General features: G+C 66.2%; 16 protein-coding genes. 14 read left to right on the top strand and 2 right to left on the bottom strand.

All coding sequences use genetic code 11. From position 1 onward, the window contains the following. Positions 1-378: 378 nt before the first annotated feature. Complete coding sequence (locus EV667_RS03805) at positions 379-2,460, top strand: GumC family protein (RefSeq protein WP_245515956.1); 2,082 nt, start codon at positions 379-381, stop codon at positions 2,458-2,460. Here the strand turns inward: EV667_RS03805 and EV667_RS03800 are convergent. After that, positions 2,405-3,756, bottom strand: a protein-coding gene (locus EV667_RS03800) for an IS3 family transposase (protein ID WP_131833972.1) whose coding sequence is annotated in 2 segments (ribosomal slippage) — positions 2,405-3,420 and positions 3,420-3,756 — 1,353 coding nt in all. Because the reading frame shifts where the segments join, the coding sequence is not laid out codon by codon here. The genes EV667_RS03805 and EV667_RS03800 overlap by 56 nt on opposite strands. Before the next feature lie 124 nt (positions 3,757-3,880). On the opposite strand from EV667_RS03800, the gene EV667_RS03795 reads away from it, so the two are divergent. From EV667_RS03795 to EV667_RS03770, 6 genes are all read left to right on the top strand, one after another. Beyond that, on the top strand, positions 3,881-4,753 hold the full coding sequence (locus EV667_RS03795) for an exopolysaccharide biosynthesis polyprenyl glycosylphosphotransferase (protein WP_245515955.1): 873 nt from the start codon (positions 3,881-3,883) through the stop codon (positions 4,751-4,753). A gap of 430 nt (positions 4,754-5,183) precedes the next feature. Next, positions 5,184-6,179, top strand: coding sequence for a glycosyltransferase (locus tag EV667_RS03790; RefSeq protein ID WP_131833971.1), 996 nt, complete (start codon positions 5,184-5,186; stop codon positions 6,177-6,179). 58 nt (positions 6,180-6,237) lie between these two features. Beyond that, on the top strand, positions 6,238-7,131 hold the full coding sequence (locus EV667_RS03785) for a glycosyltransferase family 2 protein (RefSeq protein WP_131833970.1): 894 nt from the start codon (positions 6,238-6,240) through the stop codon (positions 7,129-7,131). A gap of 2 nt (positions 7,132-7,133) precedes the next feature. Next, complete coding sequence (locus tag EV667_RS03780) at positions 7,134-8,213, top strand: glycosyltransferase family 4 protein (RefSeq protein WP_131833969.1); 1,080 nt, start codon at positions 7,134-7,136, stop codon at positions 8,211-8,213. A gap of 12 nt (positions 8,214-8,225) precedes the next feature. Next, positions 8,226-9,335 (top strand): glycosyltransferase family 4 protein, encoded by a 1,110-nt coding sequence (locus EV667_RS03775; protein WP_131833968.1) that lies wholly within the window; start codon positions 8,226-8,228, stop codon positions 9,333-9,335. Then, positions 9,332-10,759 (top strand): O-antigen ligase family protein, encoded by a 1,428-nt coding sequence (locus EV667_RS03770; RefSeq protein ID WP_131833967.1) that lies wholly within the window; start codon positions 9,332-9,334, stop codon positions 10,757-10,759. The genes EV667_RS03775 and EV667_RS03770 overlap by 4 nt, the downstream gene beginning before the upstream one ends. 94 nt (positions 10,760-10,853) lie before the next feature. Here EV667_RS03770 and EV667_RS03765 read toward each other — a convergent pair whose 3' ends face one another. Then, positions 10,854-11,531, bottom strand: a complete 678-nt coding sequence (locus tag EV667_RS03765; RefSeq protein WP_245516068.1) for a GntR family transcriptional regulator — start codon at positions 11,529-11,531, stop codon at positions 10,854-10,856. Positions 11,532-11,792: 261 nt separating this feature from the next. On the opposite strand from EV667_RS03765, the gene EV667_RS03760 reads away from it, so the two are divergent. The 7 genes from EV667_RS03760 to EV667_RS03730 all read left to right on the top strand — a co-directional run bounded on the left by EV667_RS03760 (position 11,793) and on the right by EV667_RS03730 (position 18,209). Continuing rightward, a complete protein-coding gene (locus EV667_RS03760) occupies positions 11,793-12,608 on the top strand; it encodes an ABC transporter substrate-binding protein (RefSeq protein WP_131833966.1) in 816 nt (271 codons plus the stop codon). A 187-nt stretch (positions 12,609-12,795) separates the two neighbouring features. Further along, a complete protein-coding gene (locus tag EV667_RS03755) occupies positions 12,796-13,458 on the top strand; it encodes an amino acid ABC transporter permease (RefSeq protein ID WP_131833965.1) in 663 nt (220 codons plus the stop codon). 23 nt (positions 13,459-13,481) lie between these two features. Then, positions 13,482-14,135, top strand: a complete 654-nt coding sequence (locus EV667_RS03750) for an amino acid ABC transporter permease (RefSeq protein ID WP_207907709.1) — start codon at positions 13,482-13,484, stop codon at positions 14,133-14,135. Positions 14,136-14,143: 8 nt separating this feature from the next. Next, the gene (locus tag EV667_RS03745; RefSeq protein WP_131833963.1) at positions 14,144-14,869 is read left to right on the top strand and encodes an amino acid ABC transporter ATP-binding protein; all 726 of its coding nucleotides are present in this window, start codon (positions 14,144-14,146) and stop codon (positions 14,867-14,869) included. Between the two features lie 40 nt (positions 14,870-14,909). Then, positions 14,910-15,806, top strand: a complete 897-nt coding sequence (locus EV667_RS03740) for a dihydrodipicolinate synthase family protein (RefSeq protein WP_131833962.1) — start codon at positions 14,910-14,912, stop codon at positions 15,804-15,806. A 135-nt stretch (positions 15,807-15,941) separates the two neighbouring features. After that, positions 15,942-17,195, top strand: coding sequence for an NAD(P)/FAD-dependent oxidoreductase (locus EV667_RS03735; RefSeq protein ID WP_131833961.1), 1,254 nt, complete (start codon positions 15,942-15,944; stop codon positions 17,193-17,195). Positions 17,196-17,207: 12 nt separating this feature from the next. Continuing rightward, entirely contained in the window at positions 17,208-18,209 is a 1,002-nt protein-coding gene (locus EV667_RS03730) for a 4-hydroxyproline epimerase (protein WP_131833960.1), read from the top strand. Positions 18,210-18,233: the final 24 nt, after the last annotated feature.

The raw sequence follows: 18,233 nt of genomic DNA, 5'->3' as shown, positions 1-18,233 counted from the left end.
CAGCAGACAGGCTCAGTTCCACCGCAAGGCGCGACAAAAAAGAGCAAAGCCAAAGATTATAAATGTAATAAATTGAAGGCGTTAAGATCAATCCGCACCCCTGCACCTGCAACATGCCTAAGAGGCGCAGAGCCCGCCTCTCCGCCGCCGGCCGCGACTGGAATGGCCCTCCCGATCACGCGACGCCGCTTTGGTGTTGCGGCGGCATCGCCCGGCGCGCGTGTCCGCCTTGGCCTCATGCCTGTTGCAGTGCGATAGGATCGGATAAGGTTCTCTAGGAATCCTCCCTCTGATCAATATAATCGGTGCGGTGCCGCGCTTGATGACCAAGGCCGAGCGTTATTCCCGGCGTTCGCGGCCATCTCTGGATTGGGCTTGATGCACGGACAGATTACCCGAGCGCCGGCGAGCGAAGACGACGATCGCATCGACGTCCATCAGATCATGGACTTTCTGGTTCGCCGCCGTCTGCTGATCGGTTTTATCGCCGTGATGACGATGGCTCTGGCACTGGGCAGCGCCTTCCTGATGACGCCGCGCTATACAAGCACCGCCGAGATCCTGCTCGATCAGGCCTCGCGCTCGGCACTGGGAGCCGAGCTCAGCGGCATGGACGCCACCTCGATGGCGGCCGCCTCGAATATCGAAAACCAGATCTCCATCATCGAATCGCTCAACCTGCTGCGCCGGGTGGTGGAAAAGGAAGGCCTCGTCAACGATCCGGAATTCGGCACCCAGGCGCCGGGGTTCTCGTGGAGGACGGCGTTTTGGAGCCTGTTCGCAGGGACGCCGGCTCCGGTCGAGGGCGGACCTCAGCCGGACCCTGGCGCCTCCAGCATTCCCGACGACATCCGCGCCTCCATCTATCGGCTGCGCGGCGCGCTTCTCGTCGAGCGCGTGGGGCGCTCATACATTCTTCAGATATCCGTCACGTCGGTCGATCGCGACCGCGCCGCGCGGCTGGCCAATGCCGTCGCCGACGCGTTCATCGTCGACCAGTTGGAAACCCGCTTCGATGCCGCCCGCCGGGCCTCGGACTGGCTGAACGACCGGCTGCAAAGATTGCGCGACGCGCTGCGCCAGTCGGAAGAGGCGGTGTCGCAGTTCCGCACCGAGCACAATCTCGTCTCGGTCGGTGCCCGCTCGCTCAATGAACAGCAGCTGTCCGAAGTCAGCGCGGAACTCGTGCAGGTGGAGACCGAGGCGGCGGAGAAGCAGGCGAAATACGAACAGGCCAAGAAGATCCTCGACGACGGCGGCAATCTCGCGACGCTTCCCGATGTGATCCGCTCGGGCGTGGTGACGAATTTGCGCAGCCGCCATGCCGAGGTGAGCGGGCGCGAGGCCGACCTCGTCACCCGCTATGGCGAGCGCCACCCGATGGTGGTGAATGTGCGCGCCGAACGGCGGGAGGTCGAGCGACAGATTTCCGCCGAGATCAACCGCATCGTGGCCAATCTCGAAAACGACTACGATGTCGCCCGCACCCGCGCGGGGGCGATGGCCGCCAACGTCGCCGCGGCCTCCGGGCAGAACACCAGCGATAACGCCCTGGCCGTGAAGCTGCGCGAACTGGAGCGCGACGCGTCCGCCAACCGCACGCTCTATGAGACCTTTCTGAGCCAGTCCAAGGTGACGTCCGAGCAATCGGAACTGGACATCCGCGACGCGCGGATCATCACCCCCGCCTTCCCTTCGGGAGCACCGTCCTTCCCCAAGAAGTCGCTTTTCCTGGCGGCCGGCACGGCGCTGGGACTGGTGCTCGGCATCGGCCTGGCGGCGTTGCTGGACTTGCTCAATGCCGGCTTCAGCAGCCCGCGCCAGCTTGAAGAGGCGACGGGCCTGCCGGTACTCGCCTCGGTTGAATGGGCGGACTTCGTGGATGGCGAGAAGACCAAGGGCGCCATCCCGATCCTCGATTTCCTCGCCGCCAAACCGCTTTCAAGGTTCAGCGAGTCCATCCGAAGCCTGCGGGCCGGAGTGCAGATGTCGGATGTCGACAACCCGCCCCGGGTCGTCGAGGTGACATCCGCCTCGCCCTCGGAAGGCAAAACCTCGATCGCGCTGGCGATCGCCGCCTCCGCCGCGAGTTCCGGCAAGCGGGTGGTGCTCATCGACTGCGACCTGCGCCGCCCCTCGATCACCCAGCAATTCGGGCTCGACGACAAGCCTGGCCTTGTCGAATGGCTGGCGCAGACCGTGTCTTCCGATGGGCTGCTGCACCGCCACGCAGCCTCCGGCATCTATGTGCTTGGCGCCGGCGCCAAGACGCAGAACCCGCCGGACCTGCTAGGTTCAACGCGCATGCAGCATCTGGTCGAGCAACTCCGGTGTGCGTCGTCAGATAATTTGAGACCGTTGTTGTTTCTCAGGAACGGAGGTTCTGGCTCATCTGGGTTTGAGGTTATGCGGCCTGCAGATGATGCTGCAAACGTCTGTCCTGGATGGTCTGGCGCTTGATCCTTTCGCGTTCGGTGAGGATGGCCTGCCCGCGGCTGAAGTAGACGTCGGCGGGCGTTAGGTTGCCGATGCTCTCGTGGTAGCGGGCATGGTTGTAATGCTGGACGAAGGCGGCAACCTGCCGTTCGAGATCGTCGGGCAGGTAGTAATTTTCCAGCAGGATGCGGTTCTTCAGGGTCTGGTGCCAGCGCTCGATCTTGCCCTGCGTCTGGGGATGATAAGGCGCGCCGCGAACGTGTTTCATGCCTTTGCCGTCGAGCCAGGTGGCGAGGTCGGCTGAGATGTATGAGGCGCCATTGTCGCTCAACAGCCTCGGCCGATGCGCGACCGTGATCTGGTCGAGCCCCGATGCCGCCAGCGCCAGATCGAGCGTGGCGGTGACGTCGTCAGTGCGCATCGTGGCGCAGAGCTTCCAGGCGACGATGTAGCGTGAGAAGTCGTCGAGCACGGTGGAGAGATAGTACCACCCCCAGCCGGTGATCTTCAGATAGGTGAAGTCGGTCTGCCAGAGCTGGTTGGGCGCCGTCGTCTTGTCCTTGAACTCGGACGCCGCCTTGATGACGATGTAGGCCGGGCTGGTGATGAGGTCATGCGCCTTCAGCAGCCGATACACCGATGCCTCCGAGACGAAGTAGCGCTTTTCATCGGTGAAGCGCACCGCAAGCTCGCGTGGACTCAGCTCCGTTTCGCGCAGCGCCAACTCGACGATCTCTGCCCGGATTGGGTCGGGAATCCGGTTCCAGGCACGGTCGGGCCGTGAGCGATGATCGGCCAGCGCCTCGACCCCGCCAGTGAGATAGCGAGCATACCAGCGATAGAACGTGGCGCGCGGGATGCCGAGCTTGTCCAGGGTGCGCCGCGCCGGCAGATGCGATCCCTCGACCAGCCGGATGATCTCGGCCTTCTCGGAGGCAGGATACCTCATGTGTCGTCCTCCCCATCCGCGAGCATGCTTTTTTTAAGCAGGCGGTTCTCCAGGGTGAGATCGGCCACGGCCTCCTTCAGGGCCTGCGCCTCTCGGCGCAGCTCCTTCACCTCGTCCGACGTCGCGGCGCGGGCCGTGTCACCGGCGAGACGGCGCTTGCCGGCGTCCAGGAACTCCTTCGACCAGCTATAATACATCGACGAAGCGATCCCCTCGCGCCGGCACAGCTCGGCGATGCTCTCCTCGCCGCGCACGCCTTCCAGCACGATACGGATCTTCTCTTCGGCCGAGAACTGCCGGCGCGTCGCTCGGCGGATCTCCTTCACGACCTGCTCTGCCGGTGCTTTCTCCGGCCCGGATTTCTGTCTCATCTGCGCTCCTGAATGGCTGCGATGATCCAGAAATCCTCCCTTCCCGAAAACCCCTAAACTGTCTCAAGAGCGCTGACGGCGGACAACCGACGACAAGGAACGGGCTGCGCTCAAGGGCGATGCGTTGACCACTTATGTGGAGGTGCACGCGGCCGGGCTGATACCCCATCTGCACGATCCCGGCTTCTTCGCCGCCGTGAGTAGCATCATCGGCTATGCCGACCGGGTGGTCCTCGCCTTCTCGGACGCGCAGGAGCGGCTGAAATGGACCGAGGCGATGCGGCTGAGCGGCTTTGAAGCCGAAATTGTCTTCGATCTCGGCGGGTTCGAGCCTCTCGCGCTCTCGCGCTGGAACAACAGCACCACGCTGCTCATTTCGCGAGGCCCCCTCACGCTTGCCGAACGGCTGGCCAAGAGGGTGTTTGATCTCGTCATCACGCTTCCGCTCTTCGTGGCCGTCGCCCCCATCATTGCGGCTGTCGCCCTCTTGGTGAAACTCGATTCCCCCGGTCCGGCCTTCTTCGTCCAGGAACGCGTGGGTCGGAACAACCGCAGCTATCGCTGCTTCAAACTGCGGACGATGCGAAGCGAAGCGACCGATGCGACCGGCGGGGAATCCACTTCACGCACCGACCGCCGCATCACCCGGGTGGGTCGGTTTCTTCGACGCACAAGCATCGACGAACTGCCCCAGCTCTTCAATGTCCTGATCGGCAATATGAGCCTGGTGGGGCCCCGCCCCCACGCGCTGGGTTCGCGGGCGGAAGGGGCGCTGTTCTGGGAACTCGTCCCCGATTACTGGAGCCGGCATGCGGTGAAGCCCGGGCTGACCGGCCTGGCCCAGATCCGCGGCCTGCGCGGAGCGACCCATAGCCGCAGGGATATCGAGGCACGGGTGGCCTCGGACCTCGAATATATCAATAACTGGTCGTTGTGGATGGACGTGAAGGTCCTTCTACTGACCGTTCGCGTCCTCATCCACCGCAACGCCCACTGAGGCGACAACGTCGCGTCAGTTTTCACCCTTCCAGCGGGAATGCGAGATCCCCGCCCATCACCGGGATTCTTCGATGAAGAGAGCCATCAAGCGCCTTATCGAACTCACGGCAATGCGCGCGCCTCACGCCGTGAAACTCCTCATTGTCCGGGCCGCCGACACGGACGTCTACTTCTCGCGCCGCCGGCCAGCCGAGTTGTCAAGCGCCTTGAGCGGTGGAAACTGAGCGGTCGAACTCCTCTCGCGCCCGACCCCGGCAAAGCCGGCCGGCCAGGGCAGGCGGCGACCTACGCAGGCAGGCGGCGGGGCCAAGTTCCAGATCAACCAAGCGGACATCATACCGGTCGATATCGACTTTTCCTTTGCGCTAAACGACCGGACGGGGAAGCTGTTTCTCGGCCGCGAGATCATCTCGACCCTCGGCGAACGGGTGGCATCGGTGCGCTATGGCCGGCTGCACGCCTTCCCGCGCACCGATTTCGGACGACGGGTCGCCGGGCGGCTGACACATTGGGAAACCACGGCCCGGGTCTTTCGCGCCGGCCTTGCGGCGTCGCTGCCCCGTGTGCGGACACCGAATCCGACCCTGCATCTCGATCCCCTCAGCGTGCTGCGCCACCGCCTTGAGCCGCGCGATATCGTCCTCTGCCACGATGTCGGACCGATCACGCATGCCGACCATTTCGCCCCCGGCGTGGATCGGCTCTATGGGCGCGCCTATGACACGATCCGGTCGGCGAAGCCGCACATGGTGTTTGTCAGCCAGACGTCACGGCGGGCGTTTCACGCTCTCTATGGCGAGGATTTTCCCTCCTCCCTGGCGATCCATATTCCGATCCGCCGGGAAATGAACGAACGCGACGAAATCCAGCCCGCCGGAGTGCGGGCCCCCTTCCTGCTCACGGTGGGAAGCATCGGCCGGCGCAAGAACCAAGCGCGCTGCATCGAGGCCTTCGCCCGCAGCGGCCTTGCGGAGCAGGGCTGGCAGTACGTGCTCATCGGCGGACGGGAACCCGGCGCCGAGGAGGCCATCGCGCTGGGAATGACGACAGCGGGCGTCATCATGCCGGGCTATGCCGACGAGGCTGAACTGCGCTGGCTTTATCGCCATGCCGGCGGGTTCGTGCTCATGAGCCTGCTGGAGGGGTTTGGCATGCCCGTGATCGAGGCCGCGAAGCACGATCTGCCGTGCCTGGTGACAGAAAGCAGCGTTCTCGCCGAAGTCGGAGGCCCGGCGATGCTGCGCGCCGATGCACTGGATAGTGCCGCCATTGCAGACGGCATGCGCGCTCTGGCGCAGATGCCAGACGCCGAGCGCGCCGAACGCCAGGCACGCAGCCGGCAGCATATCGAGCTCTTTGATCGCGACCTGATTCTCGGCCAATGGCGCCAACTGATCGACCGTCTGGCCGGAGGGCCTTCATGACCCGCCCGGCGTCGACCCACACCCGGCATGGCCTGTGCGGATGCAAGGCAGGGCACGCATGACCCCTGCCGCCGAACTCTCCGTCGGCATCGTGATCGCCACGCTGGGGCGGGCGAAGAACGTCGCGACCCTGCTGGACAGGCTGGCGCTGCAGAGCTTGCTCCCGGCCTGCGTGGTCCTGTCGATGGAAGGCGCCGAGGATGCACCGCCGGCGCGAACCTACCCCTTCCACCTGATCCAGCTTTTCGGGCCGCGCGGCTCCTGCCAGCAACGCAACCGCGCTCTCGACAGCCTGCCGCCCGATATCGATCTCGTCCTGTTTCTCGACGACGACTATGTGCCTTCGCGTCGCCTCATAGCAGGCCTCGTGCGCTTCTTCGCCGCCTTCCCGGCCGTCTCCGGGGCCAGCGGCCGCCTGCTGGCCGATGGTGTCGGCGGGCCCGGCATCACGCCGCAGGCGGCGATCGCCCTGGTCGAGTCGGAAGATGCCGGCGAGGAACGGGCGAGCCTGAGCGTCTCCCCGCCTCATCCCGGGCTCTATGGCTGCAACATGGCTTACCGGATGGCTGCCATCGGCCACAGCCGCTTCGACGAGAACCTGCCGCTCTATGGCTGGCAGGAAGACATCGACTTCGGCAGCCATATTGCCGGCCCGCTGGTCTACACTGATGCGTTTTACGGCGTGCATTGCGGCGAGAAGGCCGGGCGCGAGCACAATGGCCGCCGGCTGGGCTATAGCCAGATTGCCAACCCCTGGTATCTCAGGCGCAAGGGCACGATGCCAGCACGCTTCGCGCACCGGCTGATGCTGCGCAGCATGGCAGCGAACGGCGCCCGGCTGCTCAACCCGGAACCCTGGATCGACCGGAGAGGGCGCATGATTGGTAACTGGCTGGCGGTGCGCGATATCCTGCTGGGGCGCGCAGACCCGCGCCGTATCCTGGAGCTTTAGGCATGGCCCGCAAGGCCCCGCTCTTCATCAACGGCAAGTTCATGTCGGGCGGGGCGACGGCTGTTCATCGCGTGGCGCAGGAGTTGATCACCGCCCTGGCCGAGGCGGCGCCGGACAGGGAGATGAGGCTGCTGGTACCGCCGGGCCTTGAGCGTCTGAACAATGATCCCGGCATTCCGGCCCGTCCCGTGGGGCGGTTCGGGGGTATTGCCTGGGAACAGATTTCGCTGCCGCTGCACGTGCGTGGCGGGTTCGTGCTCAACCTGTGCAACCGGGCCCCCCTCGCGCTGCGCAACGGGCTGACGTTGATGCACGACGCGCAAGCCTTCACCGCCCCACACTCGTACCCGCTTGGCCGCAGGGTGGCGGGCCAGTGGCAGAGCCGCGCCGCCGGGCGGCGGCAGCTGGGGCTGCTGACGGTGTCGGAATTCGCCAGGTCGGAGCTTGTCGGCCTGCGCCTCGCCCCGGCGGGGCGGGTGCATGTCATCCCCAACGGCGTCGACCATGTGCTGCGCACGCCCGCGCAGGACGACATCCTGCCCCGGCTCGGGCTGGTGCCGCGCGGCTACGCGCTGGCGCTCGCCAATCTGATGCCGCACAAGAATATCCCGCTGCTGATCCGCGCCTTCGCCCGTCCCGCCCTGGCGGGGATGACCCTGGTGCTGGTGGGCGGCACCGGCCGCGATGCCTTCGCCGCCGCCGGCGTCACTGCCGGCGCCAATGTGGTGTTCCCCGGCTATGTCTCGGATGGCGAAATGCGCGCCTTGCAGACGCACGCTCTGGCAGTCTGCACGCCCTCGCTGACCGAGGGCTTCGGCATGCCGCCAGTGGAAGGGCTGAAGCTGGGAACACCCGCCGTGATCGCCCCCCGGGGCGCGCTGCCGGAAGTATGCGGGCCGGGAGCGCTGCAGGCGGACCCGCACGACCCCGCCGCCTGGGAGGCAGCGCTGCTGCGGCTGCGCGACGACCAGGGGCTGCATGACAGCCTGGCCCGCGACGGGCAGGCCTTCGTCGCCCGTTTCACCTGGCAGGAAGCTGCCCGCCGCCTGCTCGACGTCATCGACGCCGTGGCGCCAGGCTGACGAGGAGGGCGCGTGGACTTCTGCATCAATGGCCGCTTTCTCGCCGGTCCGCCCGCCGCAACCTACGCGGTGGCCGAACATCTCGCGCGCGCGCTCGCGATCCTGGTAGCGGCCTCCGACGGGCGGGAGGCCGGCCGGCAGATCCATGTGCTGGCGCCGCGCAATGCGCGCACTTCCGACGTTGCCCTGCCGGTCGAGACAGTCGGCCGCCGGATCGGCAATGTCTGGGAGCAGATTGATCTTCCACGCGCCGCCTCGGGCCGGCTCCTCATCAATCTCGCGTCGCGCAGCCCCCTCCTGCTGCGCCATGGGCTGACCATGGTCCATGATGCGCAGGTCTTCACCACGCCCGCCTCCTATTCGCTGGCCTTCCGCTCGACGCTAAAGGCCAATGTTCGTCTCGCCGGGCGGCGGCAGCTGGGGCTGCTGACGGTGTCGGAATTCGCCAGGTCGGAGCTTGTCGGCCTGCGCCTCGCCCCGGCGGGGCGGGTGCATGTCATCCCCAACGGCGTCGACCATGTGCTGCGCACGCCCGCGCAGGACGACATCCTGCCCCGGCTCGGGCTGGTGCCGCGCAGCTACGCGCTGGCGCTCGCCAATCTGATGCCGCACAAGAACATCCCGCTGCTGATCCGCGCCTTCGCCCGTCCCGCCCTGGCGGGGATGACCCTGGTGCTGGTGGGCGGCACCGGCCGCGATGCCTTCGCCGCCGCCGGCGTCACTGCCGGCGCCAATGTGGTGTTCCCCGGCTATGTCTCGGATGGCGAAATGCGCGCCTTGCAGACGCACGCTCTGGCAGTCTGCACGCCCTCGCTGACCGAGGGCTTCGGCATGCCGCCAGTGGAAGGGCTGAAGCTGGGAACACCCGCCGTGATCGCCCCCCGGGGCGCGCTGCCGGAAGTGTGCGGGCCGGGAGCGCTGCAGGCGGACCCGCACGACCCCGCCGCCTGGGAGGCAGCGCTGCTGCGGCTGCGCGACGACAAGGGGCTGCATGACAGCCTCGCCCGCGACGGGCAGGCCTTCGTCGCCCGTTTCACCTGGCAGGAAGCTGCCCGCCGCCTGCTCGACGTCATCGACGCCGTGGCGCCCGTCAAGGGCGAGAGCGGGCGGCACGCCCCATGACGGCACTGGCGCTCGCCTGCTTCTGGTTGCTGGCGCTGTGGGGCCTGTTCTCGCGGCGGCCGGTTCTGCTGTGGCTGTTCTTCGCCATGCTCCCCTTCGGTACTTTCGCCGTCGTCCCGGTTCAGCTGACGGGAGGCCTCTCGCTGCTGGCCATGCACGTCGCCGCCGCCCTGTTCTTGCTGAGGCAATTTCTGCTGCGGCGGCAGGGCCTTACGGATCTTCTGACAACCGCCTTGCGGGGGCCGGGGCTGATGCTGACCGTGTTCTGGACGGTGGCGCTGCTGGTGACCCTGTTTATCCCGCGCCTGCTGTCCGGTCAGGTCGCCGTCGTCCCGATGGCGACGGCCTATCTGGGAGCGGTGCTGCTGCGCCCGACCCTTCAGAACACATCGCAACTTGCCTATCTCACGGTTTCGGTCCTGCTGGTCTTTGCCTTCGCCAGCTTCTTCCGCGCGCCGCAGCACCAGCCACTGATCCTGCGCGGGCTGGTTCTCAGCGCCGTTGTCACCATCGTGACCGGGGTTTTGAGCTACCTCACAGACTTCCTGCCCCTCGATCCTTTCCTTGCCGCCTTCAAGAGCGCCAATTATGCGCTGCTGGACAATTCCTCCATCTCGGATGGCAGCCGTCGGATCACCGGGCTGATGCCGGAAGCCTCCTCCTATGGGGCGTTGACGCTGACGTTGCTGTCCTGCCTGTATTTCCTGCGCGGCATCGTTGACGACCGGGCGCAGTCTCTCCGCCTCAACTGCCTCATTGTCGCCCTGGCCATCCTGCTGGTGATGTCCACCTCCTCGGCCGGCTATGTCGGGCTCGGGGTGCTCGCCCTGCTGATCGGCCTCGACTGGTTCACCCGGGCGTTCCGGATCAATCGCCCGCGCTTCTCCTACAGCGGCGTCCGGCAGGACTTCTTCCTGGCACTGGCGATCATCGGGTTCGCCGCCGCCGCGGTGATGATCACGCCCGGCGTTTTCGAGCCTGTCATGGAGCGTCTCGACGACGTGGTCTTCAGCAAGGCAGAGACCAGTTCCTTTGTCGAACGCAGCTTCTGGACCGCGACATCGCTGCAAGCGGGCCTCGACAGTTATCTCGTGGGCGTCGGCCTCGGCTCGACGCGGGCCTCGAACTTCGCCGTCGTGCTCTTCGCCAGTACCGGCCTGCTCGGCTTCATTCTCTATTTCGGCTTCGTCGCGCGGCTGCTGCTGACGCCTGTCGCGACGGGCGACCCGCATCTCCAGGGGCTGGCGAGCGGGCTGAAATGGTCCTTTTTCCCGACTTTCGCGGTGAGCCTGCTGATCGGGACGACGCCGGATTTCGGTGTGTTCGAGGCGCTGCGCTTCGGCATCCTGCTGGCTTTGCTTCAGACAGGCGGCGCAACGGCGCCCTTTGCCGCGTCATCGCGCGCCCGGCCAGCACCCACCTGACGAACCGGACAATGTTAGGCCCCCGGCCGCTGCTTCCCAGCCGCACGCTTCGCCGGGCGGCTCAGCTGGGCGCGGCCTCAGATTCGGCGCGGCCTCAGTCCGGCGTGTCGTCGGCCGCGCGGGTGCGGTCGAGGAAGTCGATCAACGACACGCAGGCGCCGAGAATATGCTGGCGGGTGAGGGCGGCGGCCTCTTCCGCATCGCGGCGGATGCAGGCGAGGAGGATCCCTTCATGCTCGCGACGCGCCCGCGCCATGCCGTCGGTCAGAACCAGCTGGGCGCGCAGATAACGGTCCACGCGATCCAGCGCCGCACTGATGGTCTGCAGGAAATAGGGTCGGCCCGAGGCCTCGTAGAGGCTGTAATGGAAGCTCCGGTTCAGCTCGCCCCAATGCGAGGAGTCGGTTTCGGTGGCGAAGGCGTGGGCGAAGCGCTTGGCCGCCTCCAGCCCTTCCTCGGAGATGCGCTCGACCGAAAAGCGCAGCACTTCAGGCTCCAATAGCGCGCGAAACTCGAAGATTTCGCGGATTTCCTCGGTGGAAAGCGTGGTGACGACGGCCCCGCGATAGCGCTGGGTTGACACCAGCCCCTGCTCTTCCAGCCGTGTCAGCGCCTCGCGTACGGGGATGCGGCTGACGTTGAACATGCGGGCGATATGGTCCTGACGCAACGTCTGGCCCTCGGCGATATCGCCCTTTGCGATCGCCGCGCGCAGCGCATCGAAAATGACATCCGAAGCGGACGCCATCTGCGCGATGTCCGTAGCCTTCACCTTCAACGTGCCTGCCTCCTTAACGGCGTCGATCGAGCGCCGGTGCCATTTTTCCCGACAAACCCGCCGTTCCCCACCCTGCCGTCTTGTCGCCCGCGATGCCACCGGCCGACCACGGGTAAATTTCGCACGGCTGGCGCAAAATGGATATTGACACTTGGATCCAAAAATTGGAAGCTCTCTTCCGCCGCCGGAACCGGCATCTTCTTCGGCGCCGCGGCCATCAACAATGAAGACAGCTTCCTCCAGAGGAGAGCCATCATGGCTAAGGGATTCGGCATTCTGGCCGCGGCGGCGCTGACGCTCGCCGCCGCCCTGCCCGCGCAGGCGGACAAGCTCGACGACATCATCGCTTCCGGCACGCTGCGCTGCGCCGTGGTGCTGGATTTCCCGCCCATGGGATCGCGCGACGCCAATAACGAGCCTATCGGCTTCGACGTCGATTACTGCAACGACCTCGCCAAGGTATTGGGCGTGAAGGCGGAAATCGTCGAGACCCCGTTCCCGGACCGCATTCCGGCGCTGGTGTCGGGCCGCGTCGATGTCGGCGTCGCCTCGACCTCCGACACGCTGGAGCGGGCCAAGACGGCCGGCTTCAGCATCCCCTATTTCGCCTTCAAGATGGTGGTTCTCACCAAGGAAGGCCTCGGGATCGAAGATTACAATAGCCTGAAGGGCAAGAAGACCGGCTCGGTTTCAGGTACGTTCGAGGCGATCGCGCTCGACAATGATGTAAAGAAATGGGCGGATGGCACTACCTTCCGTGGCTACCAGTCCCAGGCTGACGTGTTCCTTGCCCTTTCCCAGGGTCAGATCGACGCGACTGTGGTCACGTCCACCGTTGCTGCGGCGATCGTGAAGGAAGGCAAGTACAAGGGCCTGATGATGGGCGGCGATGCCCCCTATGACATCGACTATGTTGCGCTGATCGCCCTTCGCAACGAGCAAGGGCTGATCAACTACCTGAACCTGTTCGTGAATCAGCAGGTTCGCACCGGTCGCTACAAGGCGCTCTACGACAAGTGGATCGGCCTCGGCGAGGCGCCCGACCTCACGGTTCCCGGCGTTTATCGCTGATCCCGACGACAACCTCCTCCCGGATCGGCCCTCGGGCCGCCTCCGGGGGGAGCGCGGCGCGAGGCTGCAGTCACTGCTGCATTCTCAAGCTGCGGACTGACCCGAGCCAAGCTGCAGTTCCGGCGCCAATCGCGATGGCGCGCCGCCCTTCCCGATCCGCCTGTAACGTCCGAGCGACGAGCGACCGATGAACTACACCTTTCACTGGCTCCCGGCGTTCCGCGCGCTGCCCGACATGCTGTGGGGCGCGCTGGTGACGCTTGAGATTGCGGTGCTCTCCATGGTGCTCGGCGTGCTCTTCGCGACCCTTCTCGCGGTCGGCGCCTCCTCGAAATATCGCGTCTTCCGCGCCGCCGCCGTCAGCTGGGTAGAACTGGCGCGCAACACGCCGGCGCTGTTCCAGATCTACATGGCCTATTTCGGCCTCGGCTCGCTCGGCATCCATCTCGACAGCTTCGTCGCCCTGCTGGCCGGCATCACCTTCAACAATGCCGGCTACCTCGCGGAGACCTTTCGCGGCGGCCTGCGCGCGGTGCCGCAGACGCAGCTACGCGCCGCCCGCTCGCTCGGCATGGGTCAGATACAGGCCTTCCGGCTGGTGATGATGCCGCAGATGTTCCGCATCGTGTTCTATCCCATGACCAACCAGATGGTGTGGGCGATCCTGATGACCTCGCTCGGCGTGATCGTCGGGTTGAACAACGACCTGACCGGCGTCACCCAGGAATATAATGTCCGCTCTTTCCGCACCTTTGAATATTTCGCCCTGGCGGCCGTGATCTACTACCTGCTCGCCAAGCTCGTCACCGGATCCGCGCGCCTTCTGGCGTGGCGGCTGTTCCGCTACTAGGGGGGCGCGCGATGTTCTCCTCCCTGTTCGAGACGACCTTCTCGTTCAACGACCTCATGTTCATGCTGAAGGGCGCCGGCGTCACGCTGATGCTCACCTTCTGGGCGGTGCTGGGCGGCACGCTGCTCGGCGTCGTCTTCGGCGTCGTCCGAGCCGTTTCCCCCTGGTGGGTGAATGCCCCGCTTGGCGCGGTGCTGGACGTGTTCCGCTCCATCCCGCTGCTGATCCAGCTCGTGGTGGCCAATTCGTTCAAGACCATCATCGGCATTCACTGGAGCCCGTTCACGGTGGGCTGCGTGGTGCTGGCGCTCTACATGTCGGCCTATTGCACCGAGATCGTGCGCTCCGGGTTCCTGGCCGTGCCGACGACGACGCGGCGTGCCGCCCGCTCGCTGGGCCTCACCTGGCGGCAGGACCTGACCGAGATCGTCTTCCCCATCGCGCTGCGCGTCGCCCTGCCGAGCTGGATCGGGCTGACGCTGGGGGTGATGAAGGATACCGCCATGGTGTGGTGGATCGGCGTGGTGGAACTCCTGCGCTCCTCGCAGGTGATCGTCACCCGCATCCACGAGCCGCTGTTCGTGCTGACCATCGCCGGGCTGATCTACTTCCTGATGAGCTTCCCCATCGCCCGCCTCGGCGCCCGCCTTGAGAAGCGCTGGCGCGAGAACGACTGAGGACCGAGATGTCGATCGAAATTCAGGACGTCCACAAAGCCTTCGGCTCGCTCGAAGTGGTCAAGGGCGTGACCATGACCGTGGAGAAGGGCGAAGTCGTCTCCATCATCGGCGGCTCGGGCTCGGGCAAGTCGACCCTGCTCATGTGCATCAACGGGCTGGAGCCGATCAATGAGGGGCGCATCCTCGTCGATGGGACCGATGTGCACGGGCGCGGCACCGATTTGAACAAGTTGCGCCGCAAGATCGGCATTGTTTTTCAACAGTGGAACGCCTTCCCGCACCTCACCGTGCTGGAAAACGTGATGCTGGCGCCGCGCAAGGTGCTCGGCAGGTCGAAGGCCGAGGCCGAGGCCATCGCCGTGGACAAGCTCGCCCGCGTCGGCCTCTCGGAAAAGCTGAAGGTTTTTCCCTCCAAGCTCTCCGGCGGCCAGCAGCAGCGCATGGCGATCGCCCGCGCGCTGGCCATGTCGCCGGACTACATGCTGTTCGACGAAGTGACCTCGGCGCTGGACCCGCAACTGGTGGGCGAGGTGCTGGACACGATGCGCTCGCTCTCCGCCGAAGGCATGACCATGATCGTCGTCACCCACGAGATCGCCTTCGCCCGCGAGGTCTCGAACCGCGTCGCCTTCTTCCACAAGGGCCGCATCCATGAGATCGGCCCTCCCGCCCAGGTGATCGGCGCTCCCCGCGAGCCCGAGACCATCGACTTCCTCAAATCCGTCCTCTGATACACCACGCGCATTCGCACGAATCTCAAGGAGCTTTCCCATGTGGCAGGGCGTCTATCCCGCCGTTACCGCCAAGTTCAACGAAGACGACACGCTCGACCACAAGGAGATGGAGCGCTGCTTCGCCTTGCAGATCGACGCCGGCGTCGACGGCATCATCGTCAACGGCTCGCTTGGCGAAGGGCCGATGCTCTCGCATGACGAGCGCCTCGCCGTGCTGAAGACCGCCAAGTCGGTGGCCGGCAAGCGGCCGGTGCTGATGACCGTCGCCGATTCCTCCACCCGCGACTGCGCGAGCCTGGCCAAGCGCGCCGCGCAGGCCGGTGCCGACGGGCTGATGGTGGTGCCGAGCCTCGTCTACCACACCAACCCGAAGGAGACGGTGGCGACGCTCTCGGCGGTGGCGCAGGCCGCCGACCTGCCGGTGATGATCTATTCCAACCGCATCGCCTACCGCGTCGACATCACCATCGACATCATGGCCGAACTCGCCAAGGACTCGCGCTTCGTCGCGGTGAAGGAGTCCTCGGACGACATCCGCCGCACGGTTGAGCTGCAGAATGCCTTCGGCGACCGCTATGACATCTTCACCGGCGTCGACAATCTCGCCTTCGAGGCGCTGGCGCTCGGCGCGGTGGGCTGGGTCGCCGGCCTCGTCGTCGCTTTCCCCGAGGAGACGGTGGCGATCTATCGGCTGATGAAGGCCAAGCGCTATGACGAGGCGCTGGAAATCTACCGCTGGTTCCGCCCGCTGCTCGACCTCGATGTCTCGACCTACCTGGTCCAGAATCTGAAGCTGGTCGAGGCGATGGTGACCGGCACCACCGAGCGCGTGCGCGCCCCCCGCCTGCCGCTGGAAGGCGAGCAGCGCGCTAAGGTCGAGCGCATCGTGCGCGAAGGCCTCGCCACCCGCCCGACCCTCGCCAAGGCGGCGTGAGCACCGACCACCGGACGCTTTCCCTGACCCCCGGGCGTGACCCGGGGACCCAGGGAAGGCGCGCTTCGTTTCCGTCTGGGTGGCCGGGTCAAGCCCGGCCATGAGGGCAACATCCATGTGCCTGAGCGTGAGAGCATGAGCGACAGGGTCGCCGCAGGCGACATCGTCATCGTCGGGGCCGGCATTGTCGGCCTCTCCACCGCGTTCCATCTGCTGGCCGAAGGCCATCGGGTGCGTCTGGTCGAGCGCGGCGGCGTGGCGGAGGGGGCGAGCTATGGCAATGCCGGGGCGCTGGCCTTTACCGACATCCTGCCCCTCGCCTCGCCCGGCATGCTGCGCAAGGCGCCGAAATGGCTGCTCGACCCCTTGGGGCCGCTCACCATTCCGCCGCGCTACCTGCCGCAGATCACGCCGTGGCTGATCCGCTTCTGGCGCGCCAGCCTGCCGGACCGCTACCGCGCCTCGATCGCGGCGCAGGGCAGCCTGATGCGCTTTGCCGCCACGGCGACGCAGGCCCTCGTGACCCAGGCCGACCTTTCCGGCCATATCCGCGCCGACGGCAATCTGCAGCTTTATGAGAGCGAGGCCGAGCTTGCCACCTCACTTGCGGGCTGGGAGGCACGGGCGCGCGAGGGGATCGAATTCGAGCATGTGCGCGGCGAACGGCTGGAGGAACTCCAGCCCGGGCTGTCACCGCGCTTCACGGTGGGCACCTTCACCCCGCACTGGCAGACGGTGAGCGACCCCTATCACTACGCGCTCGCCCTTTTCCGCAGGGTGATGGCGCGCGGCGCCGGGCTCGTCCATGGCGACGTGACCGGCGTCGAGGCCGATGCACACGGGGTGCGCCTGCGGCTCGCCGACGGACAGGTGCTGAAGGCCGGCCGCGCGGTGATCGCCGGCGGGGCGTGGTCGCGCCCGCTGGCGAAGTCGCTCGGCGATGCCATCCCGCTGGAGACCGAGCGCGGCTACAACACCACCCTGCCGCCCGGCGCGTTCGACCTGCGCCGCCAGCTCACCTTTGGCGGCCACGGCTTCGTGGTGACGCCGCTTTCCACCGGCATCCGCGTTGGCGGGGCGGTGGAACTGGGCGGGCTGAAGGCGCCGCCGAACTTCCGGCGCGCCGACGCCATGCTGACCAAGGCGGCGCAGTTTCTGCCGGGGCTGCGCACCGAGGGCGGCAAGCAATGGATGGGCTTTCGCCCCTCGCTGCCGGATTCGCTCCCCGTCATCGGCCTCTCCACCGCCTCGCCGCTTGTGCTTTATGCCTTCGGCCACGGCCATCTCGGCCTCACCCAGAGCGCGGCGACGGCCAGGCTGATCGCCGATCTGGTGGCCGGTCGCCGGCCCTCCATCCCGCTCGACCCCTTCCGTCCCGACCGCTTCTGACGAGTGACCTCCATGGCGCGACACAGCTTCTTCTGCATAGACGGCCACACCTGCGGCAACCCGGTGCGGCTGGTGGCCGGCGGCGGGCCGAACCTCGTCGGCGACACCATGATCGAGAAGCGCGCGCATTTCCTGCGCGAATTCGACTGGATCCGCACCGGGCTGATGTTCGAGCCGCGCGGCCACGACATGATGTCGGGCTCGATCCTCTATCCTCCCACGCGGCCGGACTGCGATGTGGCGATCCTGTTCATCGAAACCTCGGGCTGCCTGCCCATGTGCGGCCACGGCACCATCGGCACGGTGACGATGGCGATCGAGCACGGGCTGGTGAACCCGAAGACCCCCGGCGTCTTGATGCTCGACACCCCTGCCGGCGTCGTGAAGGCGGAATACACGCAGATCGGGCAATATGTGGAAGAGGTGCGCATCACCAATGTGCCGGCCTTCCTTTATGCGCAGGGGCTGACCGCTGAGTGCCCCGGCCTTGGCGAGATCACCGTCGATGTCGCCTATGGCGGGAACTTCTACGCCATCGTCGAGCCGCAGGAGGCGTTCGCCGACATGGCCGACTTCACCGCCGGCGAACTGGTGGGCATGAGCCCGGCGCTGCGCCGCGCGCTGAACGAGAAATATGAGTTCATCCATCCCGAAAAGCCGGAAATTCGCGGCCTGTCGCACATCCTCTGGACCGGCGCCGCCCGACACCCGGAAGCGCATGCGCGCAACGCGGTGTTCTATGGCGACAAGGCGATCGACCGCTCGCCCTGCGGCACCGGCACCTCCTCGCGCATGGCGCATCTCGCGGCACTGGGCAGGCTGAAGGTGGGCGACGATTTCGTGCATGAGAGCATCATCGGCTCGCTGTTCAAGGGCCGGGTCGAGGCGGCGGTGAAGGTGGGGAATCGCGACGCCATCATCCCCTCCGTCGGCGGCTGGGGCCGCATGACCGGCTACAACACCATCTTCATCGACGACCGCGACCCCTTCGCGCACGGCTTCGTGGTGGTGTGACGCTTTCGGCGTGCCGCGCACGAC

The sequence above is a fragment of the Ancylobacter aquaticus genome, assembly GCF_004339465.1.
Lineage (GTDB): Bacteria > Pseudomonadota > Alphaproteobacteria > Rhizobiales > Xanthobacteraceae > Ancylobacter > Ancylobacter aquaticus.
Note: the sequence above shows the minus strand (reverse complement) of the source record. Positions and strands in the feature narration are given on the sequence as shown.